Annotated in this window: 21 protein-coding genes; 9 read left to right on the forward strand and 12 right to left on the reverse strand. The window is 69.5% G+C overall.

Annotated elements, in window-relative coordinates:
- Positions 1-6: 6 nt before the first annotated feature.
- Genes ACSQ89_RS16580 through ACSQ89_RS16610 form a run of 7 tightly spaced genes read right to left on the reverse strand, consistent with a single transcriptional unit; the run spans position 7 to position 6399 of the window.
- Positions 7-876, reverse strand: a complete 870-nt coding sequence (locus tag ACSQ89_RS16580) for a MaoC/PaaZ C-terminal domain-containing protein (protein WP_436295480.1) — start codon at positions 874-876, stop codon at positions 7-9.
- Between the two features lie 15 nt (positions 877-891).
- Positions 892-2046 (reverse strand): thiolase, encoded by a 1155-nt coding sequence (locus ACSQ89_RS16585; RefSeq protein ID WP_436295482.1) that lies wholly within the window; start codon positions 2044-2046, stop codon positions 892-894.
- Positions 2047-2049: 3 nt separating this feature from the next.
- Positions 2050-2412, reverse strand: a complete 363-nt coding sequence (locus ACSQ89_RS16590; protein ID WP_436295483.1) for a Zn-ribbon domain-containing OB-fold protein — start codon at positions 2410-2412, stop codon at positions 2050-2052.
- Positions 2413-2427: 15 nt separating this feature from the next.
- Positions 2428-3219: an SDR family NAD(P)-dependent oxidoreductase gene (locus ACSQ89_RS16595; RefSeq protein WP_436295484.1), complete on the reverse strand. Its 792-nt coding sequence runs from the start codon at positions 3217-3219 to the stop codon at positions 2428-2430.
- Between the two features lie 17 nt (positions 3220-3236).
- Positions 3237-4034, reverse strand: a complete 798-nt coding sequence (locus ACSQ89_RS16600; RefSeq protein WP_436295485.1) for an enoyl-CoA hydratase/isomerase family protein — start codon at positions 4032-4034, stop codon at positions 3237-3239.
- Positions 4031-5575, reverse strand: coding sequence for an AMP-binding protein (locus ACSQ89_RS16605; protein WP_436295486.1), 1545 nt, complete (start codon positions 5573-5575; stop codon positions 4031-4033). The genes ACSQ89_RS16600 and ACSQ89_RS16605 overlap by 4 nt, the downstream gene beginning before the upstream one ends.
- A gap of 8 nt (positions 5576-5583) precedes the next feature.
- Positions 5584-6399, reverse strand: a complete 816-nt coding sequence (locus ACSQ89_RS16610; RefSeq protein WP_436295487.1) for an enoyl-CoA hydratase/isomerase family protein — start codon at positions 6397-6399, stop codon at positions 5584-5586.
- 142 nt (positions 6400-6541) lie between these two features.
- Between ACSQ89_RS16610 and ACSQ89_RS16615 the strand changes: the two genes are divergently transcribed.
- Genes ACSQ89_RS16615 through ACSQ89_RS16655 form a run of 9 tightly spaced genes read left to right on the forward strand, consistent with a single transcriptional unit; the run spans position 6542 to position 15479 of the window.
- Positions 6542-7012 carry a MaoC family dehydratase gene (locus ACSQ89_RS16615; RefSeq protein ID WP_093103506.1) on the forward strand — a complete coding sequence of 157 codons (471 nt, stop codon included), beginning with the start codon at positions 6542-6544 and terminating at the stop codon, positions 7010-7012.
- Positions 7009-8277: a CaiB/BaiF CoA transferase family protein gene (locus ACSQ89_RS16620; protein ID WP_436295488.1), complete on the forward strand. Its 1269-nt coding sequence runs from the start codon at positions 7009-7011 to the stop codon at positions 8275-8277. The genes ACSQ89_RS16615 and ACSQ89_RS16620 overlap by 4 nt, the downstream gene beginning before the upstream one ends.
- A gap of 4 nt (positions 8278-8281) precedes the next feature.
- On the forward strand, positions 8282-9106 hold the full coding sequence (locus tag ACSQ89_RS16625; protein ID WP_436295489.1) for an enoyl-CoA hydratase: 825 nt from the start codon (positions 8282-8284) through the stop codon (positions 9104-9106).
- Positions 9103-10299, forward strand: a complete 1197-nt coding sequence (locus ACSQ89_RS16630; protein WP_436295490.1) for an acyl-CoA dehydrogenase family protein — start codon at positions 9103-9105, stop codon at positions 10297-10299. Before ACSQ89_RS16625 ends, ACSQ89_RS16630 begins: the two co-directional genes overlap by 4 nt.
- Positions 10300-10325: 26 nt before the next feature.
- Positions 10326-11435 (forward strand): acyl-CoA dehydrogenase family protein, encoded by a 1110-nt coding sequence (locus ACSQ89_RS16635; protein WP_436295491.1) that lies wholly within the window; start codon positions 10326-10328, stop codon positions 11433-11435.
- Positions 11432-12238, forward strand: coding sequence for a crotonase/enoyl-CoA hydratase family protein (locus ACSQ89_RS16640; protein ID WP_436295492.1), 807 nt, complete (start codon positions 11432-11434; stop codon positions 12236-12238). Before ACSQ89_RS16635 ends, ACSQ89_RS16640 begins: the two co-directional genes overlap by 4 nt.
- A 5-nt stretch (positions 12239-12243) precedes the next feature.
- On the forward strand, positions 12244-13086 hold the full coding sequence (locus ACSQ89_RS16645) for an SDR family oxidoreductase (RefSeq protein WP_436295493.1): 843 nt from the start codon (positions 12244-12246) through the stop codon (positions 13084-13086).
- Between the two features lie 12 nt (positions 13087-13098).
- Positions 13099-13893 carry an SDR family NAD(P)-dependent oxidoreductase gene (locus tag ACSQ89_RS16650; protein ID WP_436295494.1) on the forward strand — a complete coding sequence of 265 codons (795 nt, stop codon included), beginning with the start codon at positions 13099-13101 and terminating at the stop codon, positions 13891-13893.
- A complete protein-coding gene (locus ACSQ89_RS16655) occupies positions 13893-15479 on the forward strand; it encodes an AMP-binding protein (protein ID WP_436295495.1) in 1587 nt (528 codons plus the stop codon). The genes ACSQ89_RS16650 and ACSQ89_RS16655 overlap by 1 nt, the downstream gene beginning before the upstream one ends.
- Positions 15480-15498: 19 nt before the next feature.
- Here the strand turns inward: ACSQ89_RS16655 and ACSQ89_RS16660 are convergent, their stop codons facing one another.
- Genes ACSQ89_RS16660 through ACSQ89_RS16680 form a run of 5 tightly spaced genes read right to left on the reverse strand, consistent with a single transcriptional unit; the run spans position 15499 to position 23660 of the window.
- Entirely contained in the window at positions 15499-16977 is a 1479-nt protein-coding gene (locus ACSQ89_RS16660; protein WP_436295496.1) for an MFS transporter, read from the reverse strand.
- Entirely contained in the window at positions 16974-19409 is a 2436-nt protein-coding gene (locus ACSQ89_RS16665; RefSeq protein WP_436295497.1) for an efflux RND transporter permease subunit, read from the reverse strand. The genes ACSQ89_RS16660 and ACSQ89_RS16665 overlap by 4 nt, the downstream gene beginning before the upstream one ends.
- A gap of 19 nt (positions 19410-19428) precedes the next feature.
- Positions 19429-20526 (reverse strand): YCF48-related protein, encoded by a 1098-nt coding sequence (locus ACSQ89_RS16670; RefSeq protein WP_436295498.1) that lies wholly within the window; start codon positions 20524-20526, stop codon positions 19429-19431.
- Between the two features lie 45 nt (positions 20527-20571).
- Positions 20572-21933, reverse strand: coding sequence for a DUF1329 domain-containing protein (locus ACSQ89_RS16675; RefSeq protein ID WP_436295499.1), 1362 nt, complete (start codon positions 21931-21933; stop codon positions 20572-20574).
- 20 nt (positions 21934-21953) lie between these two features.
- Entirely contained in the window at positions 21954-23660 is a 1707-nt protein-coding gene (locus ACSQ89_RS16680; RefSeq protein ID WP_436295500.1) for a DUF1302 domain-containing protein, read from the reverse strand.
- Positions 23661-23779 lie beyond the last annotated feature (119 nt).

Raw genomic sequence — 23779 nt, forward strand, 5'->3', positions numbered from 1 at the left:
CCGGTTTCAAGCAAGCTCGACGACGCCGTTGTTAAGCACCACGGTCTTGCGCGCATCGACGCTGGCGCGCAAGCGCAGCAAGGTCGCGCCGTCGCGCCAGAGTTCGTAGCGCACGGCCTCGCCCGGGCAGACCGGCGAGGTGAAGCGCAGCGCCAGGCGCTTGAGCCGCGCCGCATCGTGGTCGAGCACCTGCTCGATCACCGCGCGCGCCGCCATGCCGTAGGTGCACAACCCGTGCAGGATCGGGCGGTCGAAGCCGGCCTTGGCCGCCACGTCGGGATCGGCATGCAAAGGGTTCACGTCGCCGCTCAGGCGATAGATCAATGCCGCCTCGGGCCGCGTGGCGTAGCTCAGCTCGAAATCGGCGGAGCGCTCCGGCACCGAAGGCAGCGGCTCGGGGCCGGGATCGCTCCTGCCGCCGTGGGCGCTGAAGCCGCCGTCGCCGCGCAGGAAGGTCACATTGCGGCTCTCGGCCACCGTGTCGCCGCTGGCCTTGTCGACCAGCGTGCGCAGCACCACCGCGACCGCCCCCTTGCCGACGCCCTTGTCGGTCAGCGAGACGACGCGGTTGCGCGCGATCACGCAGCCCTTGGCCGGCAGCGGGCGCAGCAGCCGCACGTCCTGCTCGCCGTGCACCAGCTTGACGGCATCGGCGCCTGTCTTGGGGTCGCGCCACCAGATGCCGGGCGAACCCATCACTGCGGCCATGGTCGGGACCGCCTGCAGCTCCTTCTCGTAGACGAAGCGCAGCGCGCCGCGATCCATCGGATCGTGGCCGTAGCCCAGGCCCAGCGCGTACAGCATCGTGTCGCGCTCGCTGTAGCGGTGCACGATGTCGGGAAAGGTCCAGTTCTTGCAAATTTCGTAGTCGAGCATTTCCGATTCCGATGCCTAGAGCGTGTCTTCGCTGCCGAGGATCACGAGCGCCTGGTGCGAGAGCTCGCCGCCGTTGCCCTGCGCGATCGCGAGCTTCGCACCCGGCACCTGCCGCTCGCCGGCATCGCCCGCGAGCTGGCGCGCCGCCTCGACGATCGTGAACAGGCCATACATGCCCGGGTGCACGCAGGACAGGCCGCCGCCGTTGGTGTTCACCGCCAGTTCCCCGCCCGGCGCGATGCGGCCGCCTTCGACATAACGGCCGCCTTCGCCCTTTTCGCAGAAGCCGAGGTCCTCGAGGAACAGGATCGGGTTGATCGTGAACGCGTCGTACAGCTCGACGACATCGATGTCCTTCGGGCCGACGCCGGCCTGGGCATAGGCGCGCGGGCCGGCCTCGGCGAGCCCGGTGACGGTCAGGTCCGGCATGCTCGCGATCTCGCGGTGCGTGGTGGATTGCGCGCCGCCGAGCAGATACACCGGCCGCCGGCACAGGTCCCGCGCACGGTCCGCGCGCGTCATCACCACCGCGGCCGCGCCGTCGGTCACGAGGCAGCAGTCGCGCACGCCGAAGGGGTCGGCGACCAGGCGCGCCTTCAGGTAGTCGTCCATCGCCAGCGGCTCGCGCACGAAAGCCTCGGGGTTCAACGCAGCCCATTGGCGCGCTGCCACGGCGACGGCGCCGAGCTGCTCCTTGGTCGTTCCGTATTGGTGCATGTGGCGTGCCGCGGCGAGCGCATACGAGGAGATCGGGCGCAGCGGCTTGTACGGCGACTCCCACGGCGAGGGCCGTGACGATTGCAGGAGCTTGCCCGTGCTGCTGCGCTGGTTGCTGCCGTAGGCGATCAGCGCCACGTCGCACAACCCGGCGTCGAGCGCCAGCGTTGCGAGCATCGCATGCACCTGGAACGACGAGCCGCCGGTGCGGTTGTTGTCGAGGAATCGCGGATGAATGCCGAGCGTCTCGGCGAACGTGAGGCCGGAGAGCGAGTCGTCCATGACGACGACGAACAGGCCATCGACGTCCGACGGCTTCAATCCGGCCTGCGCCAGCGCCAGCACGCTCGCCTGGTGCGCCAGCTCCATCGCGCTGTAGCCCGGCGAAGCGCCGCAGCCGAAGGTGGCGGCGCCGACGATCGCGGTCCGGCCGCGGGGAAAGCGTTCCTGCATCGCTCAGGCCCCCACCGGTTCGAAGACGACCAGCGGATGGTCTTCTTCAATGATGATCCTGGCGCGCACCGCCATGCCGATCTTCACCGCCTCGGGCGCGATGCCGTCGACGCGGCTCATCATGCGCGGGCCCTCGGCGAGATCGATCAGCGCGAGGTTGGCGTTCGGTGCCGGCGGCTTGCCGCGGATCACCGTCGTCGAGTAGACGGTGGCTCGGCCCGAGGCCTCGACCCACTCGAGGTCGGTCGCGCCGGTGCCCGGCTCGGCCATGCGCGGGTAGTACACATAGCCGCCGGTGCTGCGGCTCTTCTGGATCATGAAGCGCCCGGAAGCCAGGTGCTCGAAGAATTCCTTCTCGGGGTTCATCGGGGTCCTCGCTTGTCAGCCATGCATGGTCAGGCCGCCGCTGACGGAGACCACCTGGCCGGTCATGAAGTCGGTGGCCGGCGTTGAGAGATAGACGATGGTGTGCGCGATCTCGATCGGCTGCGCCAGCCGCTTCAGCGGAATCGCCTTGATCAGCGCGTCGCGCAGCTTGCCCTCGGGAATCGTGCCGTTGAACAGCGGCGTGTCGGTCGGCCCCGGGGCGACGCAGTTGCAGGTGATGCCCGAGCGCGCCGTCTCGCGCGCCAGCGACTTGGTGAACGCGATCACCGCGCCCTTGGTGCCGGCATAGAAGGTCTCGCCCATGCTGCCGACGCGGCCGGCGTCGCTCGCCACCATCACGATCTTGCCTTGGCGCCGCTCGATCATGTGCGGCAGGAAGCGGTGGATCATGCGCACCGGGCCGATGTAGTTGACCTGCGCGAGCAGGTCCCACACCTCGGGCGTGTTCTCGAGGAAGGGCATCACGCGGTCGAGGCCGGCGACGTTGGCGATGATGTCCGGCGCGCCGCCGATCTGCGCCACGGCGGCGTCGACGAAGGCGTCGATGGTCGCTCCATCGCCCAGGTCCAGCTCGATGAACTCGCCGCGACCGCCGCCGGCGCGGATCTGCGCAATGGTCGCCTCGCCATCGGCCACGTTCCTGTCGCCGGCGTAGACGGTGGCGCCGGCACTGGCGAATTGCAGCGCGGCGGCGCGTCCGATGCCGGAGGCGCAGCCGGTGATGACGACGCTCTTGCCGGCCAGGTCGGTAACGGCACGCCACGAGGTGTCGGGGGTCTCGGTCATGAATCGGTCTCCAGGGTTCAAGGCAATGGGGTTGGGGTAGTGGGCCTGGCGCTGCGCTGCAGGAAGGCCGTGATGCGTTCGCGCGCTTCCGGCGTCTCGAGCAATGCTCCGCCGAGCTCGCGTTCGAGCGCGTAGCCGGTGGTGGCCGACGCGCCGGCCGCCGCGATCAACTGTTTGGCGACGCGCAATGCCGGCGGCGGCAGCGCGGCGACGCGCCGCGACAGCTGCAGCGCCTCGTCGGCGATCTCGGCCCTCGGCACCGCCCACTGCACCAGGCCGAGCGCCTTCGCGGCCGAGCCGTCCAGTACCTCGGCGCCGAGGATCAACCGGCTCGCGACACCGGCGCCCACGAGCCGCGTCATCCGCTGCGTGCCGCCGAGGCCGGGGATCAGGCCGAGGCCGACTTCGGGCAGCCCGAGCTTGGCTTCGTGCGCGGCGATGCGCAGGTCGCAGCAGAGCGCCAGCTCGAGTCCGCCGCCGAGCGCGGCACCGCCAATCTCCGCCAGCGTGACCTGCGGCAAGCTCGCGACCCGGCCGAACACCGCCTGCAGCCGCTCGATGTAGAGCGCCAGCCGCGGCCCCGCCCGGCCTTCACCGGCCCAGCCATCGATCTGCGCCAGATCGGCGCCGGCCGCGAACACCTTCTGGCTGCTGCGCAGATGCAGCACCGTCCAGTCGTCGCGCGTGCCCAGCTGGTCGAGCAGCGCGTCGAAGGCATCGCCCCATTCCTCGCTCAGCGCATTCACCGGCGCACGGCACAGCGTGACGGTCGCGATGCGATCGGCGACTTCGGTCTCGAACATGATGGCGCTCATTGCGAATTCCTGGCGCGCTCGCGCAGCGCCACCTTGTTCACCTTGCCGCTCGGCACCCGGGGCAGCTCGCCGATCGCCTCGACACGCTTCGGGCACTTGTAGCTCGCGATCAGGCGCTTGCAATGGGCGATCACCTCGGCTTCCGGCGCGCTCGCGCCACTCGCGCAGACCACGTAGGCCTTCACCGCCTCGCCCCACTTCGGATCGGGCACGCCGATCACCGCGCACTCGACGATGCCCGGATAGGCCTGCACCGCTTCCTCGACCTCGCGGCTGTAGATGTTCTCGCCGCCCGAGATGATCATGTCCTTCTTGCGGTCGACCAGGAACAGGTAGCCGTCCTGGTCCAGATAGCCCACATCGCCGGTGCGAAACCAGCCGCCCTGCAGCGCCTCCAGCGTCGCGGCGGTGTTGTTCCAGTAGCCGTCCATACGCTCGTCGGTGAAGGTCCAGACCTCGCCCGCGGTACCGGCCGGGCAGTCCTCGCCGTCATCGCCGACGATGCGGATCCGCGTGCCCTGCCCCGGGTGGCCGACCGACGCGATGCGCTTCACGTCGCGCGCGTCGCCGTATGGCTTCAGCTCATGGCGGTACATGCCGCAGCCGGCGGTCTCGGTCGCGCCGTACTGCACCGAGAACACCGGGCCGATGCGCTCGAACGCGCGCCGCAGCAACGGCACCGGCACCGGCGCCGCGGCGGCCACGACGTTGTGCAGGCTCGACAGGTCCGCATCGCCGATCGCCGGCGAATCGAGGATCGCCTGCAGCATCGCCGCAACCACGAAGGTGAAGGTGATGCGCTCCTGCTGGATCGTGCGGATCACGCTCGCCGCATCGAAGCCGCGATGCAGCACCAGCGTGCCGGCGCACCACCGGACCTGCAGCGCGTAACCGATCACGCCGACGTGGAATGCCGGCGTCGTCAGCAGCATGCGCGAGTCGGAGTCCAGCTCGCTCATGCGCGCGCCGGCGTCGGCCGTGCGCACCCAGCGCCACTGGGCACGCAGCGCGCCCTTCGGCCGGCCGGTGGTGCCGCTCGTATAGACCAGCGGCCCGTAATCCAGCGGCTGCGAGCGGAACGGCGGCCCGTCGGGAGCGCCCTGCGCGATCACGGCCTCGTAGTCTCGCGCCCAATCCGGCGCACGCCCGCCGATGCACACGTAGGCTTCGATCGTCGCGAGGCGCGGGCGCAGCGCGCCGACCAGCTCGGCGTACTGCGCCTCGAACACCAGCACGCGCGGCGTCGCATCGCCGAGCAGCCATTCGATCTCGGCCGCGGCGAGGCGGAAGTTCACCGTCGCGACGATGTAGCCGGCCCAGTCGCCGGCGGCCAGCAGCTCGATGTACTCGGAGTTGTTCATCGACAAGACCGCGACCCGGTCCTGCCGCCCGAGGCCCAGCCGGTGCAGGCCGTCGGCCAGGCGCTTCGCGCGCTCGAGCAACTGGCGATGGGTCAGCCGCCGGCCCTCGCACACCAGCGCCTCGCGCTCCGGATGGAAGCGGGCGTTGCGTTCCAGCAGCTCGCCGATGGTCTGGAGCATCAGGCCTCCTACACCGGCGTGTCCGGACTGAACTTCGGCGAGCGCTTGCCGAGGAAGGCATCGATGCCCTCCATGCCCTCGGGCCCGGCGAAGCCGATGAACTCGAGCGCCAGCGACGCGTCGAAGATCGGCGCCGCCTGGCGCAGCCAGTGGTTCAGCGTCTGCTTGGTCCAGCGCACCGCGGCCGGCGCGCTCTCGGCGAGGCGCGAGGCGACTTCGACCGCCTTGGCTTCCACCTCCTCGTCGGCCAGCGCCATCGAGATCAGGTTCATCCGCTCGGCTTCCTCGCCGGTGAAGGTCTCCGCCGTCATCAGGTAGTACTTCGCCTTGGCCATGCCGCACAGGAGCGGCCAGATGATCGCCGCGTGGTCGCCGGCCGCGACACCGATCTTCAGGTGGCCGTCGGAGAACTTCGCGTCGCGCGACGCGATCGACACGTCCGCAAGAATCAAGAGCGCCAGGCCGGCGCCGACCGCCCAGCCGCGCGCCGCGCCGACGATCGGCTTGCGGCAGTTGATCATCCCCAGCACCAGGTCGCGCGACTCCTTCATCGCCTGCATGCGCAGCGCGTAGTCCTCGCACACCTTGCGTTCATGGTGCAGGTCGCCTCCGGCGGAGAAGGTCTTGCCGCTGCCGGTGACGATCACCGCCGAGACGCTGTCGTCCGCATCGACGTCGGCCCAGATCTGCGAGGCCTCGCGATGCATCGCGGCATCCATCGCGCCCATCTTCAGCGGCGAATCCAGCGTCACGCGCAGCACGCGCGGATGCGGTCGGTCGAACTTCAGGCGCGTGTAGCGCGCATAGCGGCTGTCGGTCTCCAATCGGGTCTCCTTCGATTCGGATTCAGTGGCACGGGCGGGTTTTCGAGGGGGTCATCGGGTTGACGGCATCTCGATCCGGCATTTATATTATCGAACATCGTTCAACAATGGAAGCGCAAATTTCTTGCGCTCAAAGGCACACATGGAAACAGTCGGACTCGGTTTCTGCTTCGAGGACCTGCCGTTGGGGCGTCAGTTCAAGACCGTGGGGCGCACGGTCACCGAGGCCGACATCGTGGGCTTCATCGACAAGATCGGGATGACCGAGGTGCTGTTCACCAATCTCGAGTTCCTGCACGGCGTCGCCGGCTTCGCGGGGCGCCTGGCGCCCGGCTCGATGGTGTTCTGCTTCGCCGAGGGGCTGCTCGCGCAGGCCACGATGCAGGGCACCGGCCTCGCCTTCCTCGGCATGCAGCTCGACGTGAAGGGGCCGACCTTCGCCGGCGACACGATCCACGTCGAATGCGAGGTGATCGAAGCGCGCCGCTCCGAGAGCCGGCCCGGGCGCGGCCTCGTCCGCACGCGCAACCGCGTCGTGAAGGCAGACGGCACGGTCGTGATGGAGTACACGCCCCTGCGCATGCTCAAGGCGCGCGCCGAGGTGCGCACATGAAACCGCCGGTGCTGCAGGGCTACATGCAGCCCGAGGTGCAGCCGGATCCGGCGCCGGCCGGCGAGCCCCTGCACGCCAAGCTGGCCACCAGCGCCGGCCCTCTCACCGGCGTGCGCGTGATCGACCTGACGGTCAACGTGCTCGGCCCGGTCGCGACGATGATCCTCGGCGACATGGGCGCCGACGTCATCAAGGTCGAGACGCCCGAAGGCGACCCGAACCGCCAGAACGGCCCATCGCGCAACCCCAACATGGCGGCGATGCACCTGAACATGAACCGCAACAAGCGCAGCGTGACGCTGAACCTGAAGCGGCCCGAGGCACGCGATGCCCTGTTGCGCATGGTCGAGAGCGCGGATGTGTTCATCCACAGCATGCGTCCCGCGGCGGCCAAGCGCCTGGGCGTCGCGTACGAGGACATTGCCGCGCGCAACCCGCGCATCGTCTACGGCTACGGCTGCGGCTACATGCCCGGCGGCCCGCGCGAGAATGACCCGGCCTTCGACGACGTGGTGCAGGGCGAGGCCGGCATCGCCGACCTGATGCTGCGCTCGGTTGGCCAGGCGCGCTACCTGCCCACCGTGATCGTCGACAAGTTCTGCGGCTACATGCTGGCCTCCGGCGTCGCGATGGCGCTGTACGCACGCGAGCGCACAGGCCTCGGCCAGATGGTGCGCGTGCCGATGCTCGAGACCATCGTCGCCTTCAATCTGCAGGAACACCTGTACGGCGGCGCTTTCGACCCGCCGATGGGCGGCGGCGTCGGCTACGTGCGCCTGCTCTCCGAGCATCGCCGCCCCTACGAGACGAGCGACGGCCACATCTGCGTGCTGGCCGTCAACGACGAGCAATGGAAGCGGCTGCTGCCGACGCTAGGCCGCCCCGAGCTGCTGACCGATCCCGTCTTCGCGACGCACGAAGGTCGCATGAAGAACATCGACCGCGTCTACGGCATGGTCTCGGAGCAGATGAAGACGAGATCCACCGCGCAGTGGCACGAGCTGCTCGACGCGATCGACGTGCCGAACGGGCCGGTCGCGCGCTTCGAGGACATGCTGTCGGACGCCTACCTGAACGAGGTCGGCTTCTTCCATCGCTACCGGCATCCGACCGAGGGGCCGATGGTGACGACCGCCGTGCCGACGCAGTTCTCCGGCACGCCCGGCGGCATCCACCTGCCGCCGCCGCAGCTCGGCGAGCACAACGACGAAGTGCTCGGCTGGTTTGGCTACAGTGCCGAAGATATAGCCAACATCACGCGCTGAAGCCATGGCCTACGAACAGATCCTGTACGAGGTGCGCGACGCGATCGCCACCATCACGCTGAACCGCCCCGAGGCCCTGAACGCCTGGACCGACGTGATGGCCGAGGAGGTCTGGCACGCGACGCACGCGGCCGAGGGCGACGACGCGGTGCGCGTGATCGTGCTGACCGGCGCCGGCCGCGCCTTCTGCGCCGGCGGCGACGTCACCGGCTTCAAGTCGGCCGGCGACGACAGCGCCTTCCCGCGCTCGCTGCTGCACAAGCTGCCGCGTGCCTACGACTTCAGCCGCCGCCCGGACTACCAGAGCCGCGCTGCCTACTTCCCCGCGCTCGCCAAGCCGGTCATCGCGATGCTCAACGGCGCCACCGCCGGCCTCGGCCTGGTGCATGCGCTCTACGCCGACATGCGCTTCGCGGCCGACGATGCGGTGCTGACCACCGCCTTCGCGCGCCTCGGCCTGGCGTCCGAATACGGCATGGCCTGGGCCCTGCGCAACGCGGTCGGCCATGCCAATGCGCTCGACCTGCTCCTGTCGGCGCGCAAGGTGCGCGGCGAGGAAGCGCTGCGGCTCGGTCTCGTGAACAGGATCCATCCGCGCGAGGCCCTCGCCGAGGCAACCTATGCCTATGCGAAGGAGCTGGCCGAATCGTGCTCGCCGCTGTCGCTGCGGATGATCAAGCGCCAGCTCTGGGAGCTGCCGTTCCAGACGCTGCACGAGGCGCTGATCGCCGACAGCGCCGACATGATGCAGACCAACCTCAGCGAGGACTTCCAGGAAGGCAAGCTCGCATTCAAGGAAAAGCGCAAGCCGCGCTTCAAGGGACGATGAACCTCCACGAATCGCCCGAAGACGCAGCCTTCCGTGCCGAGGTGCGGGACTTCGTCGCCGCGCACCTGCCCGGGGACATCCGGCAGAAGGTGCTGGGCTTCCTGCGCGTGCCGCGCGAGGACTACGTGCGCTGGCAGCGCATCCTCGCCGGCCGCGTCTGGGGCGCGCCCGGCTGGCCGGTCGAGCACGGCGGCTGCGGCTGGAACGCCGTGCAGCGCAACATCTTCGACGAGGAATGCTTCACCGCCGGCGCACCGCGCCAGATGCCCTTCGGTCTCGCGATGATCGGGCCGGTGCTGATGAAGTTCGGCAGCGACGCGCAGAAGGCGCGCTTCCTGCCGCGCATCGTGTCGATGGACGACTGGTGGTGCCAGGGCTATTCGGAGCCGAGCGCCGGCTCCGACCTCGCCTCGCTGAAGACGCGCGCCGAACGCGACGGCGAGCACTACGTCGTGAACGGCCAGAAGACCTGGACCTCGTTCGCGCAATGGGCCAATTGGATGTTCGCGCTGGTGCGCACCTCGGCCGACGCGAAGCCGCAGCGCGGCATCTCGCTGCTGCTGATCCCGATGGATACGCCCGGCATCACGGTGCGCCCGATTCGCACGCTGGACGGCGGACACGACGTGAACGAAGTCTTCCTGGATGGCGTGCGCGTGCCGGTCGAGAACCGGGTCGGTGCCGAGAACGAGGGCTGGTCGATCGCGAAGTACCTGCTCGGCCATGAGCGCACCGCCATCGCGGGCCTCGGCATGTGCAAGCGGCTGCTGCGCCGGCTGAAGGAGCTGGCGCGCACGCAGGCCAGGCACGACCGGCCGCTGATCGAGGACCCGCGCTTTCGCGACAAGATCGCCAGGATCGAGATCGAGGTGCTGGCGCACGAATGGGCGCTGGCGCGGCTCATCTCGCTCGAGCGCGCCGGCCTCGGCCTCGGCGCGGAGCCGTCGATGCTGAAGGTGCGCGGCTCGGAGATCCAGGGCGAGCTCGGCGCGCTGCTGATGGAATGCGCGGGCCCTTACGCGCTGCCGCTGGTCGAGGCCGCGCTCGAATTCGGCTACGACGGGCCGACGCCGGCCGGCGCAGAGCTCAACGCCCTCGCCGGCCAGTACCTCGACCTGCGCAAGGTCGCGATCTACGGCGGCACCAACGAGATCCAGCGCGGGCTGATCGGCAAATCCCTCATCCCGCTGTAGCCTGCTGCAGCCCACTTAGCCCCACCATGGACTTCACGCTGAACGAAGAGCAGCAGATGCTCGCCGACACGATGGCGCGCTTCGTGCAGAAGGAATACGGCTTCGAGGCGCGCCGCAGGCGCCTGGCCGAGGGCCCGAGCGATGCGCTGGCGCGGCAGATGGCCGAGCTCGGCCTGTTCGCGCTGAACGTGCCCGAGGCCCACGGCGGCATTGGCGCCGGCGCGGTCGAGACCCTGATCGTGATGGAAGGCCTCGGCCGCGGCCTCGTGATCGAGCCCTATGTCGCCAGCGCGGTGATCGCGCCGCGCCTTCTCGCCGCCTTCGGCAGCGAGGCGCAGAAGGATCGTTTCCTCGGGCCGATCGCCGAAGGCCGGCTGCGCTTCGCGCTCGCCGCGCTCGAGCCGCAGGCACGCTGGGACCTGGACAAGGTGCACACGCGCGCGGTGCGCCGCGACGGCGGGTGGCAGCTCGACGGCGCGAAGGCCGTGGTGCCGCACGGCGACAGCGCCGACTGGCTGATCGTCACTGCCGACACCCGCCAGGGCCTGGCGCTGATGCTGGTCGACGCCAGGGCATCCGGCGTCGCGATCGACGGCTACACGACCATCGACGGCCAGCGCGCCGCCGAGATCCGCCTCCAGGGCGCCGCAGTCGACGACGCCTGCGTGATCGGCGAGCCCGGCCAGGGCCTGGAACTGGCCGACTGGGCGACCGACCAGGGCCTGGCGGCACTCGCCGCCGAGGCGGTCGGCGCGATGGCGAAGCTCACCGAGTTGAGCTGCGAACACCTCTCGACGCGCAGGCAGTTCGGCGTGCCGATCGGCAGCTTCCAGGCGCTGCAGCATCGCGCCGCGGACATGCGCATCGCCGTGGAGCAGGCGCGCGCGTTGGCGCTGATGGCCGCGGCACACGTCGAGTCGCCGGAGCGCGCGTTGCGCCGCCGTGCTGCCTCGGCGGCGAAGGCGATGGCCGGACGCTCCGGGCGCTACGTCGGCCAGCAGGCCACCCAGCTTCATGGCGGCATGGGCATGACCGACGAGCTGGCCTCAGGCCACTATTTCAAACGACTGACCGCGATCGACATGACCTGGGGCAACTCGGAACACCACGTCGAACGCTACGGAGAACTGCTGTGACCGAAGCTGCCACCGAACGCCACCCCGAGGGCCGGATCGTCGTCGAGCGGCGCGGGCCGATCCTGCTGATGGGCGTGGACCGCGTCGAGAAGCGCAACGGCTTCACGCCGCGCATGTTCCGCGAGCTCGGCGAGGCCTACACGCTGCTGGAGAACGCGCCGGACCTGTTCGTCGGCCTGCTGTATGCGAAGGGAGACCACTTCAGCGGCGGCGTCGACCTGCCGCTGATGGCCGAGTACCGCAAGGCCGGCTCGCCCTACGTGCCGCTGAACCTGGTCGACCCGGGCCAGCTGCGCGAGCCCTATCGCACGAAGCCGGTGGTCGCGGCGATGCAGGGCATCTGCTTCACCATCGCGATCGAGTTGATGCTCGCCGCCGATGTCGTGTTCGCCGCCGACAACTGCCGCTTCTCGCAACTCGAGGTGAAGCGCGGCATCATGCCCGGCTACGGCGGCTCCTTCCGCTTCATCGAACGCGCCGGCTGGGGCAACGCGATGAAGTGGCTCTTGACCGGCGACGAGTTCGACAGCGCCGAGGCGCTGCGGCTCGGCCTGGTGCAGGAAGTCGTGCCCGCCGGCGAGCAGTTCGAGCGCGCCCTCGCCTATGCGCAGCGCGTGGCCGAACAGGCGCCGCTCGCGGTGCAGTCCACGATCGAGAACGCGCGCCTGGCGCTCGGGCAGGGCTGGATGCACGCGGCGACGCATGCCACCGCGAAGAACACCTTCCTGTACGGCACCGAGGACGCCGCCGAGGGCCGCAAGTCCTTCGCCGAGAAGCGCACGGCAAAGTTCGTCGGCAGGTGAGCACCATGTTTCGCAACGACCTGCTCGCGGGCAAGAAGATCCTCATCACCGGCGGCGGCACCGGGCTCGGCAAGAGCATCGGGCGCCACTATCTCGAACTCGGCGCGCACCTGGTGATCTGCGGCCGTCGGCTCCAGGTGCTCGACGCCACCGCCGAAGAGTTCCGCGCCGAGCTGCCCGGGGCGCGCGTCGACACGCTCACTTGCGACGTGCGCGATGCCGAACAGGTCGAGGCGATGATGGAGCACATCTGGCAGAGCGGTGCGCTCGACGTGCTGGTCAACAACGCCGCGGCCAACTTCATTGCGCGCAGCGAGCGGCTCTCGGCGCGCGCCGTCGACGCGGTGCTGGGCATCGTGCTGCATGGCAGCTTCTACTGCACGCTCGCCGCCGGCCGGCGCTGGATCGAGGCCGGCCAGCCGGGCAACGTGATCAGCACCGTCTCGGCGCCGGTGATCACCGGCCAGGCCTTCACCGCGCCATCGGCGGCGGCCAAGGCCGGCGTGCTCGCGATGACGCGCAGCCTCGCGGTCGAATGGGGCCCCAAGGGCATCCGCCTGAATTGCGTGGCGCCGGGGCTGTTCCCGACACCCGGTGCCTGGGAGCAGCTCTTTCCGCCCGGCAGCCAGGTCGAAGCGCAGGAGCGCGGCGTGCCGCTGCGGCGTCTCGGCGAGCACCGCGAGCTGTGCGACCTGTATGCCTACCTCGCGGCCGACGGCTCGGGCTACATGACCGGCGACCTGATCGTCATGGATGGCGGGCGCTGGATGCAGGGCGCCGGCGGCCCGACCTTCCGCGCAATGCAGGACTGGAACGACGCGCAATGGGAAGCGATGCGCAAGAAATGAAAAGGAAGCAACATGTCTGACTCCACCCTCGCCGCAGGCCCGCTGAGCCTCGCCGGCAAGACTGCCGTCGTCACCGGGGCCGGCAGCGGCATCGGCCAGGCGATCGCCGAGCTGTTCGCCCGCGCCGGCGCCAAGGTCGTCGTCGCCGACATCCAGGCCGACGGCGCCGAAACCACCGCAGCGGGCATCCGCGCGGCCGGCGGCCAGGCCATCGCGGCGACGGCCGACGTGTCGCAGGACACGCAGGTCGCCGCGATGCTCGACCGCGCGATCGCCGAGTTCGGCAGCCTCGACGTGCTCGTCAACAACGCGGGGATCTTTCCGAAGAAGCCCTTCCTCGAGGTCGACGCCGCGTTCTGGGACAAGCTGCACGCGGTGAACCTGCGCGGCACCTTCCTGTGCCTGCGCGAGGCGATCAGGCGCATGCAGGCGCAGGGGAACGGCGGCGCGATCGTCAACATCTCGTCGGTGTCGTCGATGCAGGCGGTCGTTTATCACAACGCCACCTACAACGCGTCGAAGGCCGGCGTGAACAGCCTCACCAAGACCACCGCGCTGGAGTTCGCCGCCGACGGCATCCGCGTCAACGCCGTGCTGCCCGGCGGCACGCTGACGCCCGGCGCCAAGGCCGCCAGCAGCGATGGCGTCGACATAAAAGGGCCGATCATGGGGCCGGGCCGCATCCCGCTCGGCAAGATGGGCGACCCGGAAGATATCGCGATGGCGGCGCTGTTCTTCGCCAGTCCGGCGTCGCGGCTGGTCACCGGCCAACTGCTCGCGGTGGACGGCGGCTTCCAGGTGAGCTAGTGCCTCCTGAAGCGCCGCTGCCGCAGGTGCCGCTCAGCCGCCTGCTGGCACGCGCCGTGATGGCGCGGCCGCTGACGCGCCTGCACTTCTACACCGAGGCGGGTCACATCGCGATGACGACCTCCGGCCTGCTGCAGGCCGGCCGCCGGCTCGCCCGCGGATTGCGCGCGATCGGGCTGAAGGCCGGCGACGCGATCGCGGTGCAGATGCCGACCCGGCACGAGACCGCGGTGCTGTACCTCGCCGCATTCGAGATCGGTGCGGTGCTGGTGCCGATCGTGCACATCTATGGGCCGGCCGAGGTCGGCTTCATCTTGCGCCAGTCGCGCGCACGCCTGCTTGCGGTGCCAGAGCGATGGCGCGGCATCGATTTCCTGGAACGCGTGGAGGCGCTCGGCGCGCTGCCCGACCTGGAACAGGTGCTGGTGCTCGGCGAGCGGGCGCCGCGCGGCGGCATCACCTGGCAGGCGCTGCAGCAGGCCGCCGAAGCCGATGCCTCGACAGCTGCCGCCGAGTGCATCGCGCCGCAGGACACCTGCCTGCTCCTGTACACCTCCGGCACCACTGCCGCGCCCAAGGGCGTGAAGCACACGCACCAGACGGTCGGCGCCGAGTGGCAGATCCCGTTCATCGACGACGCCCCCGCCACCGCCGCGCAGCCCGGCGGCAACGGGCCCTACTTCACCCCCTTTCCGGCTGGCCACATCGCCGGCTTCAATTTCCTGCTGCGGCCCTTCGTCACCGCCACCGAGATGGTGTTCGTCGATCGCTGGGACGCGGCCGTCGCGGCCGAGCTGATCGAGCGCCACCGCGTGCGGCTGTCCGGCGGCACGCCGTTTCACCTGCAGGGCCTGCTCGATGCGGCGCGGCGCGCCGGCCGCGACCTCTCGTCGCTCGTCGCCTACGGGCTCGGCGGCACCGGCGTGACGCCCGACCATGTCGAGGCGGCCGAGCGCGCCGGCATCGCCGCGAGCCGCTCGTACGGCCTCACCGAGCACTCCACCGTCAGCATCGGCTGGCGCGAGATGCCGCTCGCGCAGCGCGCCGGCACCGACGGCCGCCTGCAGCCCGGCAGCGAAGTGCGCATCGTCGACGACCGGGAGCGCGAGCTTGCGCACGGCCAGGAGGGCGAGATCCTGACACGCGGACCCGAGCTCTTCGTCGGCTACACCGACGCGTCGCTCGACGCGCATGCCCGCAGCGCCGACGGCTGGTTCCGCACCGGCGACATCGGCCGGCTGGACGCCGCGAACTGCCTGACGATCACCGACCGCAAGAAGGACATCGTGATCCGCGGCGGCGAGAACATATCGTCGCAGGAAGTCGAGCGCGTGCTGGCCACGCACCCTTCGGTGCGCGATGCCGCCGTGGTGGCGCAGCCCGACGCGCGCTACGGCGAGAAGGTGTGCGCCTTCGTCGTGCTCGCCGATGGCGCCTCGCTGGACCTGGACGCAGTACGGCGCCATTTCGCGGCCGCCCGCGTCGCGCGCCAGAAGACGCCCGAGGGCTTGCACGTCGTCGGCGAGCTGCCGCGGACCGCGTCGGGGAAGGTACGCAAGGACGAGTTGCGGGAGCGGCTGCGCTGAGCCGGGGCAAGGCCCCCGATCAGGCGCCGCGCCGTGCCGACACGCCGATGCCGGCAGCGCCCTGCGCGGCCGCATGCGCCGGCCGCGCCGGCCGCGGCAGCAGCGCCCAGGCGACCAGCGCGCACAGGAGGCACGCACCCGTGATCGCCGTCATCGTCCAGAGGTAGGCGTCGGCGCTCGGATAGTCCGCATGCGGCTGCGTCTCGCCGCGCACCACCGCCAGCGCGAGCAGCACGCTGGCGGCCTGCGTGCCGATCGCGGTGCCGAGCGTGCGCACCACCTGCGACAAGCCGACGAACTCGCTGGTGCGCTCGGCGGGCACCACCTCCACCAGCAGGTTCGGCACCGCCGACATCAGCATCGCCCCGCCGAGCGAGGCCAGCATCACCCACCCCACGAGCATCCAGGCGGTGGAGTGCAGCGCGGTCAGCCCGATCCAGCCGGCCAGGATCATCAGGCTGCCGAGCCGCGCAGCGCTGCGGGCGCCGTTCCGCGCCGCGAGGTGGCCGCCCCACGGCGCGCCGAACAGGCCCATGAAGTTCGACGGCAGCTTCAGCAGGCCGGCCATCGTCGCGCTCAGGCCCAGGCCGATGCCGGTCCACGGCGGCTGCTGCGCGAGGCCCATCAGCACCAGCATCGTCTGCGAAGTGCCGAGCCCGAACAGGAACATCAGGCCGATCGGCAGGCCGACCTCGCGCGTCGCGATGCGGCGCACGTCGATCATCGGCTGCGGGTGCCGCCACTCGTGGCGCCACCACGCGGCCAGCAGCAGCACGCCGCCGGCCAGCGCGGCCAGCGTCGCGACGTCGCCGAGCCCGTGCGCCCTCAGCCGCGACACGGCCCACAGCAGCGCGGCCACCGCAGGGGCGTAGAGCATGCCGCCGATCCAGTCGATCCGCGCGCCGCCAGCGGCGGCCGCCGACGCCGGCACCCAGCGCGCGACCAGCACCATCGCCACGATGCCATGCACCGCGCCGAACCAGAACATGGTGCGCCAGCCGGCGTGGTCGACCAGCAGCCCGCCGAGCAGCAGCCCGGCGCCGGCGCTGAAGGTCGCCATCGCGGTGAGCCAGCCGACCGCCACCGGCACGCGCTCGGCCTGCAGGCGCTCGCGCACGATGCCGATGGCCAGCGGCAGCAAGGCCGCCGACATTCCCTGCAGCGCGCGGCCGCAGATCAATCCCGGCAGCCCGCTCGACAGGGCGCTGACCAGCGATCCGCACGCCGAGCACGCCAGCATCGCGAGCACCAGGCGCTTGCGCCCGAACAGGTCGCCCAGCCGCGACGACAGGCCCGCCGAGACCGATCCGACCAGCAGGTAGGCAGTGATGAGCCAGCCCACGCCGGCCGGATCGCCGAAGTCGCGCATCAGCGTCGGCAGGGCCGCGTAGATCATGCTGACCTCGAACGAGCTGATGATCTCCGCGAACACCAGCGCAACGACGATCGAATGGCCGCGGCCGGCGCCGCCGACGGGCAGCGCCCCCGATGAGCTCACGCGTTCGCCGCGGTGGCCGCGGGCAAGACGGTCGTGCCCCGCTGCTTCACATCGCGCAGCAGGAAGTGCGACAGCGCCGGAATCAGCACCAGCGCGCCGATCATGTTCCACAGGAACATGAAGGTCAGCAGGATGCCCATGTCGGCCTGGAACTTGATCGGCGACCAGGCCCAGGTCACGACGCCGGCGGCCATCGTCACGCCGATCAGCGCGACGACCTTGCCGGTGAATTCGAGCGAGTGCTTGTAGGCCTCGCGCAGGCTGCCGCCGCGACGCTGCACCGCGAGCTGCACCGACAGCAGGTACAGCGCATAGTCGACGCCGACGCCCACGCCGAGCGCGATGACCGGCAGCGTCGCGACCTTCACGCCGATGCCCATCAACACCATGATCGCCTCGCACAGGATCGACGTGATCATGAGCGGCACCAGCGCCACCACCACCGCGCGCCACGAGCGGAAGGTGATGAAGCACAGCAGGGTCACCGCGATGTAGAGCACCACGTGCATGATGTAGAACGACTGGCGCACGACGATGTTGGTCACCGCCTCGATGCCGGCCGGGCCGGCCGCGGGCAGGAACTCCGCGCCGGGCCGGCTGTGCGTCGCTGCGAAGCCCTCCACCGCCTTCAGCACGCGGTCGAGCGTGTCGGCGCGGTGGTCGCTCAGGTAGGCCGTGACGGCGAACAGCGAGCAGTTCGGGTTCATCGCGTCCGGGTTGTCCTGGATCACGCGGTTGGCCGCCGGGCCGAGGATGCGCGGGTCTCGCGCCAGCGTGTTCCACTTGAAATAGCCCTCGCTCGACGCGGCGACCCCGCGCTTGGTCTGCTCGGCGAAGGAGGTCACCGCCTTCACGCCCTGCACATGCTCGAGCTCCCAGCCGAGGCGTTCGGCCTCGACCAGGCCCTCGTAGCGGTCGCACGCACTCTTCGGCGTCTTCACGATGACCGCGAACTGGTCGCTCGACAGGCCGTAGTGGCGCGCGATGTAGGCGTTGTCGAGGTTGTAGCGCGAATCGCGGCGCAGCTCCGGCGCGCCTTCGTCGAGGTCGCCGATCTTCAGCCCCGTGCGCAGGCTCAGCGCGCCGGCCCCCAGCAGCGCCGCCGCCACGATCGCGACGAGCGCGAAGCGCCGCTCCGTCAGCCGCTCCAGCGCGGTCCACACGCGGCCCATCGCGGAGCGCCCGGTCTGCTCGGCCGCGTCGGCATTCAACGAGCGCTGCGCGGCCTTGGGGCTGACGCCGGTGTATGACAGCAGCACCGGAATCAGCACCAGCTTCGTGAAGATCAGCCCGGTGACGCCGATGCTGGTCATCACCGCCAGGTCGCGGATCACCGGGATGTCGATGATGATCAGCACCATGAAGCCGACCACGTTGGTCAGCAGCGCCGTCAGGCCGGCCAGGAACAGGCGGCGGAAGGTGTACCGCGCGGCGACGTACTTGTGCGTGCCGCGCCCCACGTCCTGCATGATGCCGTTCATCTTCTGCGCGCCGTGCGACAGGCCGATCGCGAACAGCAGGAAGGGCACCAGGATCGAATACGGATCGAGCTCGTAGCCGAGGATCTGCAGCAGGCCCATCAGCCACATCACGCCGACCACCGCGGTGACGACCAGCACCACGGTGCTGCGCAGGCATCGGGTGTAGGCGAACACGAACAGCGCCGCGATCGCGACCGAGATCGCGAAGTAGGAGATCACCGTCGCGAGGCCCTCGATCAGGTCGCCGACGAGCTTGCCGAAGCCGACGATGTAGACGCGGAACTTGCCCGTGCCCTTGGCGCGCACCTGCTCCTCAAGGGCGCGCGACAGCTTCAGGTAGTTGATCGGCTCGCCGCTGTCGGCATAGCGGTCCAGCAGCGGCACGACGATCATCGACGAACGCTGGTCGTCGCTGATGATGCGGCCGGCTGCGCCCGAGCGTGCGATGTTGGCCTTCAGCGCCTCTATCTTGGCCGGCGAGCCGTCGAAGCGCTCGGGCATCACCGGGCCGCCGCGCATGCCCTCCTCCGTCACCTCGCCCCATCGCAGCACCGGCGTCCACAGGGACTTGAGCCACGGCCGGTCGACGCCCGGCATGATGTAGAGCGCATCGTTGATCGACGCGAGGAACTTCAGGTACTCGGGGTCGTAGATGTCGCCCTGCGTGTTCTCGACCACCACCCGAAGCTGGTTGCCCAGCCCGCGCAGCTCGGTCTTGTTGTCGAGGTAGTTCTGGATGTACGGATGCGAGCGCGGGATCATCCGCTCGAAGTTGGCGTTGATCGTCAGCTGCGTGGAGCGCCAGCCGAGAAAGATCGACACCAGCGCGAAGACGACGAGGATCACGCGGCGATGGTTGAAGATGAGCCGTTCGAGCGCATTGCCGGAGCGCGGGTCGAAGCGGGAGGGGTCCGGGATGACCTGGAAGGTCTCGTTGCTGCCGATGTTCATCGCTTTAGGGTCTGTTGAATCACCTCGCCGCCGGCGCCATCGCCAGCCGCTGAACGCCCAACGGTCCGGCGACGAGCAGCCAGTCCGCTTCCATCGAGACCACGTCGAAAGCCGCGCCCAGGCCGGGCATCGGCGCCATCGGCGCAAAGCTGTCGCCGAACGCGGCGCCGATCAGCAGCTCGCCCGCCTGCGTCGCCAGCACCAGGCGGCCGTCGGGCAGGAGCACGCCACTGTTGAGGGCCGCGTGGGTGCCGGTGGCCAGCGGCTTCCAGCTCGCGCCTGCGTCGGTCGAGCGCCAGGCGGTGCCGCGCAGGCCGAGCGCGACGATCGCGTCCTTCGAGGCCGCCATGCCGAACCAGGTGCCGGGATATGGCGTCTGGATGCGCACGAAGCGTCCGGCCGCCGCGTCCAGGCGCATGACCAAGCCGAGCTCGCCGACGATCACCACCTGGTCGCCGGCCTGGCGGATGGCATGCAGCGAGTAGCCGTCGCGGTTGTCGGTCCGGTCGAGCCACGGCTCCCAGGTCGCGCCACCGTCGGCCGTGTGCAGGATCAGGTTGAACTGGCCGACCACCCAGCCTTCGCGCTCGTCGCGAAAGTGCACCGCGAGGAAGGGCCGGGTCGGCCCCTCCTCGGCCATGCGCTTCGCGTCGTCGCGCGCCCGTGCGAGCGCCGGATCGCCGGCCGCGCCATTCTTCTCGTAGTACGAGACCATCAGCGCTCCGAGGCTGCGGCCGTCGAGCACGCGGCGCCAGTTCAGCCCGCCGTCGGTGCTGCGCAGCACCACGCCGTCGTGGCCCACCGCCCAGCCCTGCGTCGAGGACGGAAACTGCACCGCGAGCAGGTCGGTGCTGACCGGCGCCGGACGCTGCTCCCAGGTCCTGCCGCGGTCCGCGGAGCGCAGGATGTGGCCGCGCGGGCCGACCGCGACGACATGCTCGGCATCGACCACCGCCAGCGCATAGGCCGGCGCGCGAAGCGAACGCGGCGTCATGCGCGCCGGCGCATCGAGCGGATCGACGAAAGCAGCGGGTGCGGGCGGCCCGGCCGCCGCGGCGACTACGATCGACGCCCAAAGGCAGGCCGCGATCGTCGCGAGGGCTCTCAGCTGCGGCATGGCACGAGCGGAGGACAAGGCACCCTGGGCCACTCTCGCGTGCACTCAGCGCTGGGTCCGGCGTGCCAGGCCTTCGGGGCTGTAGAACGCGTCGGCATCGACCGTGTCGATGTCCACGAACAGGCCCTTGTAGCCCCCGAGGATCGAGGAGTTGTACCAGGCCCCGGTGCCGAAGTCGAAGTAGAAGGTGCCGCCCTGCACCATTGCCTGCTTGTCGTAGGCCCAGACCGTCGGATTCAGGATGCCGCGCGAGAGCTTGCCGGTGGCATCCCAGGCGTCGACCACCACCGCGCCGGGGATGTCCTCGTCGAGATAGAAGCGGCGCTTGGCGGCCACGTGGCGCGCACCGGGCTTGAGCGTGGCGTCGATCACGGTGACGCGGTGCAGCTCCCAGCGCATCGCGTCCGGGTTCGGGTGCCCCTTCATCAGGACGTCGTCGGGCTTGGAGGCCAGGTACTTGTAGGCGTTGTACGGGATCAGCATCTCCTTGGTGCCGGCCAGCTTCCAATCGAAGCGATCGAGCCGGCCCGAGAACGCGTAGATCTCGTCGTACAGCATGGCCCCGGCGGCCGTGGCGACCGGAAAGTCGTAGCTCGCGTCCGGCGACAGCCGCACGCGGCGCTGGCCCGGCGTGTAGGCCCAGGTCTTGTCGGGCTGCGCCACCGGATTGATGAACTTGCGCTGCAGGTTGCCTTCACCGGTGATCCGCGCCGGTGCGGTGTAGATGTTGTTGTTCATGAGGTACTGGCCGCCCTTGGCGTAGAACTCCTCGGCGCTCAGCTTCGGGTTGAAGTAGTCGTTCTGGTTGCGGTTGTTCACCTCGGCCGTCATGACCTTGTTGCCGCCGCCATCCACGTACCAGGCCTGGCCGTAGGTCCACGAAGACGCGCCCTTGTTCGTCAGTATCAGGTTCCACATCCCCTCCTGCCCGGTCTTGGGAGCCGGGAAGGGCATGCCGCCGAAGCAGCCGGTCACCGCTTCGCCGTCCTCGATCGCCTTGCAGCGGCCGGCGGCGTTCTTGCGGGTGTTCTCCACGTACCAAGCCGAGTAGTTGGCCGGCCGGCGTGTCGGGTAGACATCGATGCGGAAGCTCGGGTAACGCTTCAGCAGTTCCTTCGTCGCCTCGGAGAGCTTGTCGGCGTGCTGCGCCATGTTGGCCGCGGTCACGGTGTAGAGCGGCTTGTCGGCGGCATAGGGGTCGACCCAGAAGCCCGAGTCCTTCTTGAAGCCCGGCGGACTGGTGCTGGCCGGAAGGCCGCCGTCCCAGGCCGGAATGCTGCCGTCCTTGCTGGCCGCCTTCAAGGCGCCCCAGGGCAGGCGATCGCCGTCCTCGGCGTTGGCTGCGGGAACGAAGCTCCCGCCGATGCCGAGGCACAGCGCGGCGGTTGCAATGTGTCGAATGTTCATCTCGATTCCTTCCAAAGTGCTCAGAACGCGGTCTGGTAGGTGAAGCTCACGTAGTTGCGATCGCGGAAGTTCGCCAGGCCGGAGGCGAAGAACGGCGCTGCGCCCGGGCCGGTGGCAAGGTTGCCGGTCTTGCCCCCGCGTGCGGTGTAGGCCAGGTCGAACTGGTGCTTGTACTTGCCGGCCAGGTACTCGATCCGGATGCCCGGACGGATCAGCCACGACCCCTTGGGCGTGACGCCGGCGCCGACTGCGGCGGCATTGCCCGACAGGCCGTAGGTCACGAACAAGGGCGCCGAGATGTCGACGCTCGGGAAGACCTGCTGCCACGTCGGCGTGAACGACAAGGCGATGCTGGCGGCGTTGCGCGTCGAGCAGCCGCGCAGCACCAGGTTGTTGGTGCAGGCGGGGTTGCCGCCCTCGCCGTTGTAGAGATTCGCGCCGCTGGTGATCTTCTGCAGGTGCATGGCATCGAACTGCAGCGCGATCGAACCCGAGTCGAAGAGCGCGTTCTTGTTGATGGTGGAAACGCCGCTCATCAGGAAGTGGACCGTGTTGCCGCGCGGGCCTTCCATTCCGGGGTCGTTGATGAGGCCGGGGAAGGTGCCGAACGCGAAACCGCTGCGCACGTTCAACGGCATCTTGCGTCGGTAGTTCAGCTCGATACCGGTGCCCCAACCGCCGAGCAAGGTGTTGTAGGTCAGGCCGATCAGCTCGATGTCCTTCGCGTAGACGGCACGGCCGATGCGCGAGCCGTTGGGACCGACCGCGATCTGGCTCAGCCAGCTCGGTGTCTTGTCGTCGAAGCGGCGCAGCCAGAGGCCGAAAGCGTCGCCCTCGAGCTTCTCCGGTGACCATTTCAGGCCCAGCGCCACATCGCCCTTGTCGCCCTGGAACGACTCGCCGCGCCGCACGGCCGGGTTGGAAATGAACGGCGGGCCTTCGAGCGCGGTGTCGTTGACCTGCCAGAAAGTGCCGCCTTCGGAAATGCGCGAGGAGCGGAATTCAGCCGTGTACTGGCCCATCAGCGAGAACTGGTTGTTGAGCTGCCAGGTGGCGCCGACCTGGCCGATCGGCAATGCCGTTTCCTTGGCCGAGGCACCCGGGCTCAGGTCCGACTTGCGGCCGTCGTTGGGCGCCATCGAGTAGGACACGCTGCCGCCGTTGCCGAACAGGAATTCGCCGGGCAGCCAGGCGAAGCGGCCGGCCTTCAGGTTCAGCGAGGTGCCGCCGATGTCGAGGTTGCCCCAGGCGAAGGCATCCATGAACTCGGCGGACGGGCCCTTGTAATAGCGGTCGATGTAGGGCGTGAACTCGTTCCGCGCATAGTTCGGAACGGTCGCGAAGCGCGGGTCGCTGCGGCTCCTGTCGGGGAAATTGTTGTCGTACCAGCCTGCCGCGCTGAGGCGCAAGCCCATGTTCTTCTTATAGTTCAGGTCGAACTCGGTGTAGACATCGAAGCGCGACAGTGCCGTGTCGTTCTTGCCGAACAGCCAGTTGCCCTCGTCCACCGCCGGCGAGTTGACGAGCCGGAGATCACGTTCGCCGGTACGCATCGCCGCGTTGTATCGCAGCGTGGTGTCGAGCGTCAGCTCCAGGTCGGGCGAGCCGGTGTCGATCTGGAAGGCGGCCGCAGGCGCGGCCATGGCCACTGCCGCGCTGATGCAGGCCGCCTTCAAGGCGCGTTCGCCGCGCGGAGTGCGGCGGCGAGTCCCTCGGTCTTTGTTCATCGAGTCTCCAGTTTTGTACGAATGGGGAACCGGCCGGGCCGGCGTGTCGCGCCGCCTTGCGTTGGTCGTTGCGTCATGCCAATACTCGAACAGTGTTCATATCGTTGCACAGGACCACT

Origin of the sequence: Variovorax sp. LjRoot175 (genome assembly GCF_964253805.1) — a bacterium.
GTDB lineage: Bacteria > Pseudomonadota > Gammaproteobacteria > Burkholderiales > Burkholderiaceae_C > Variovorax.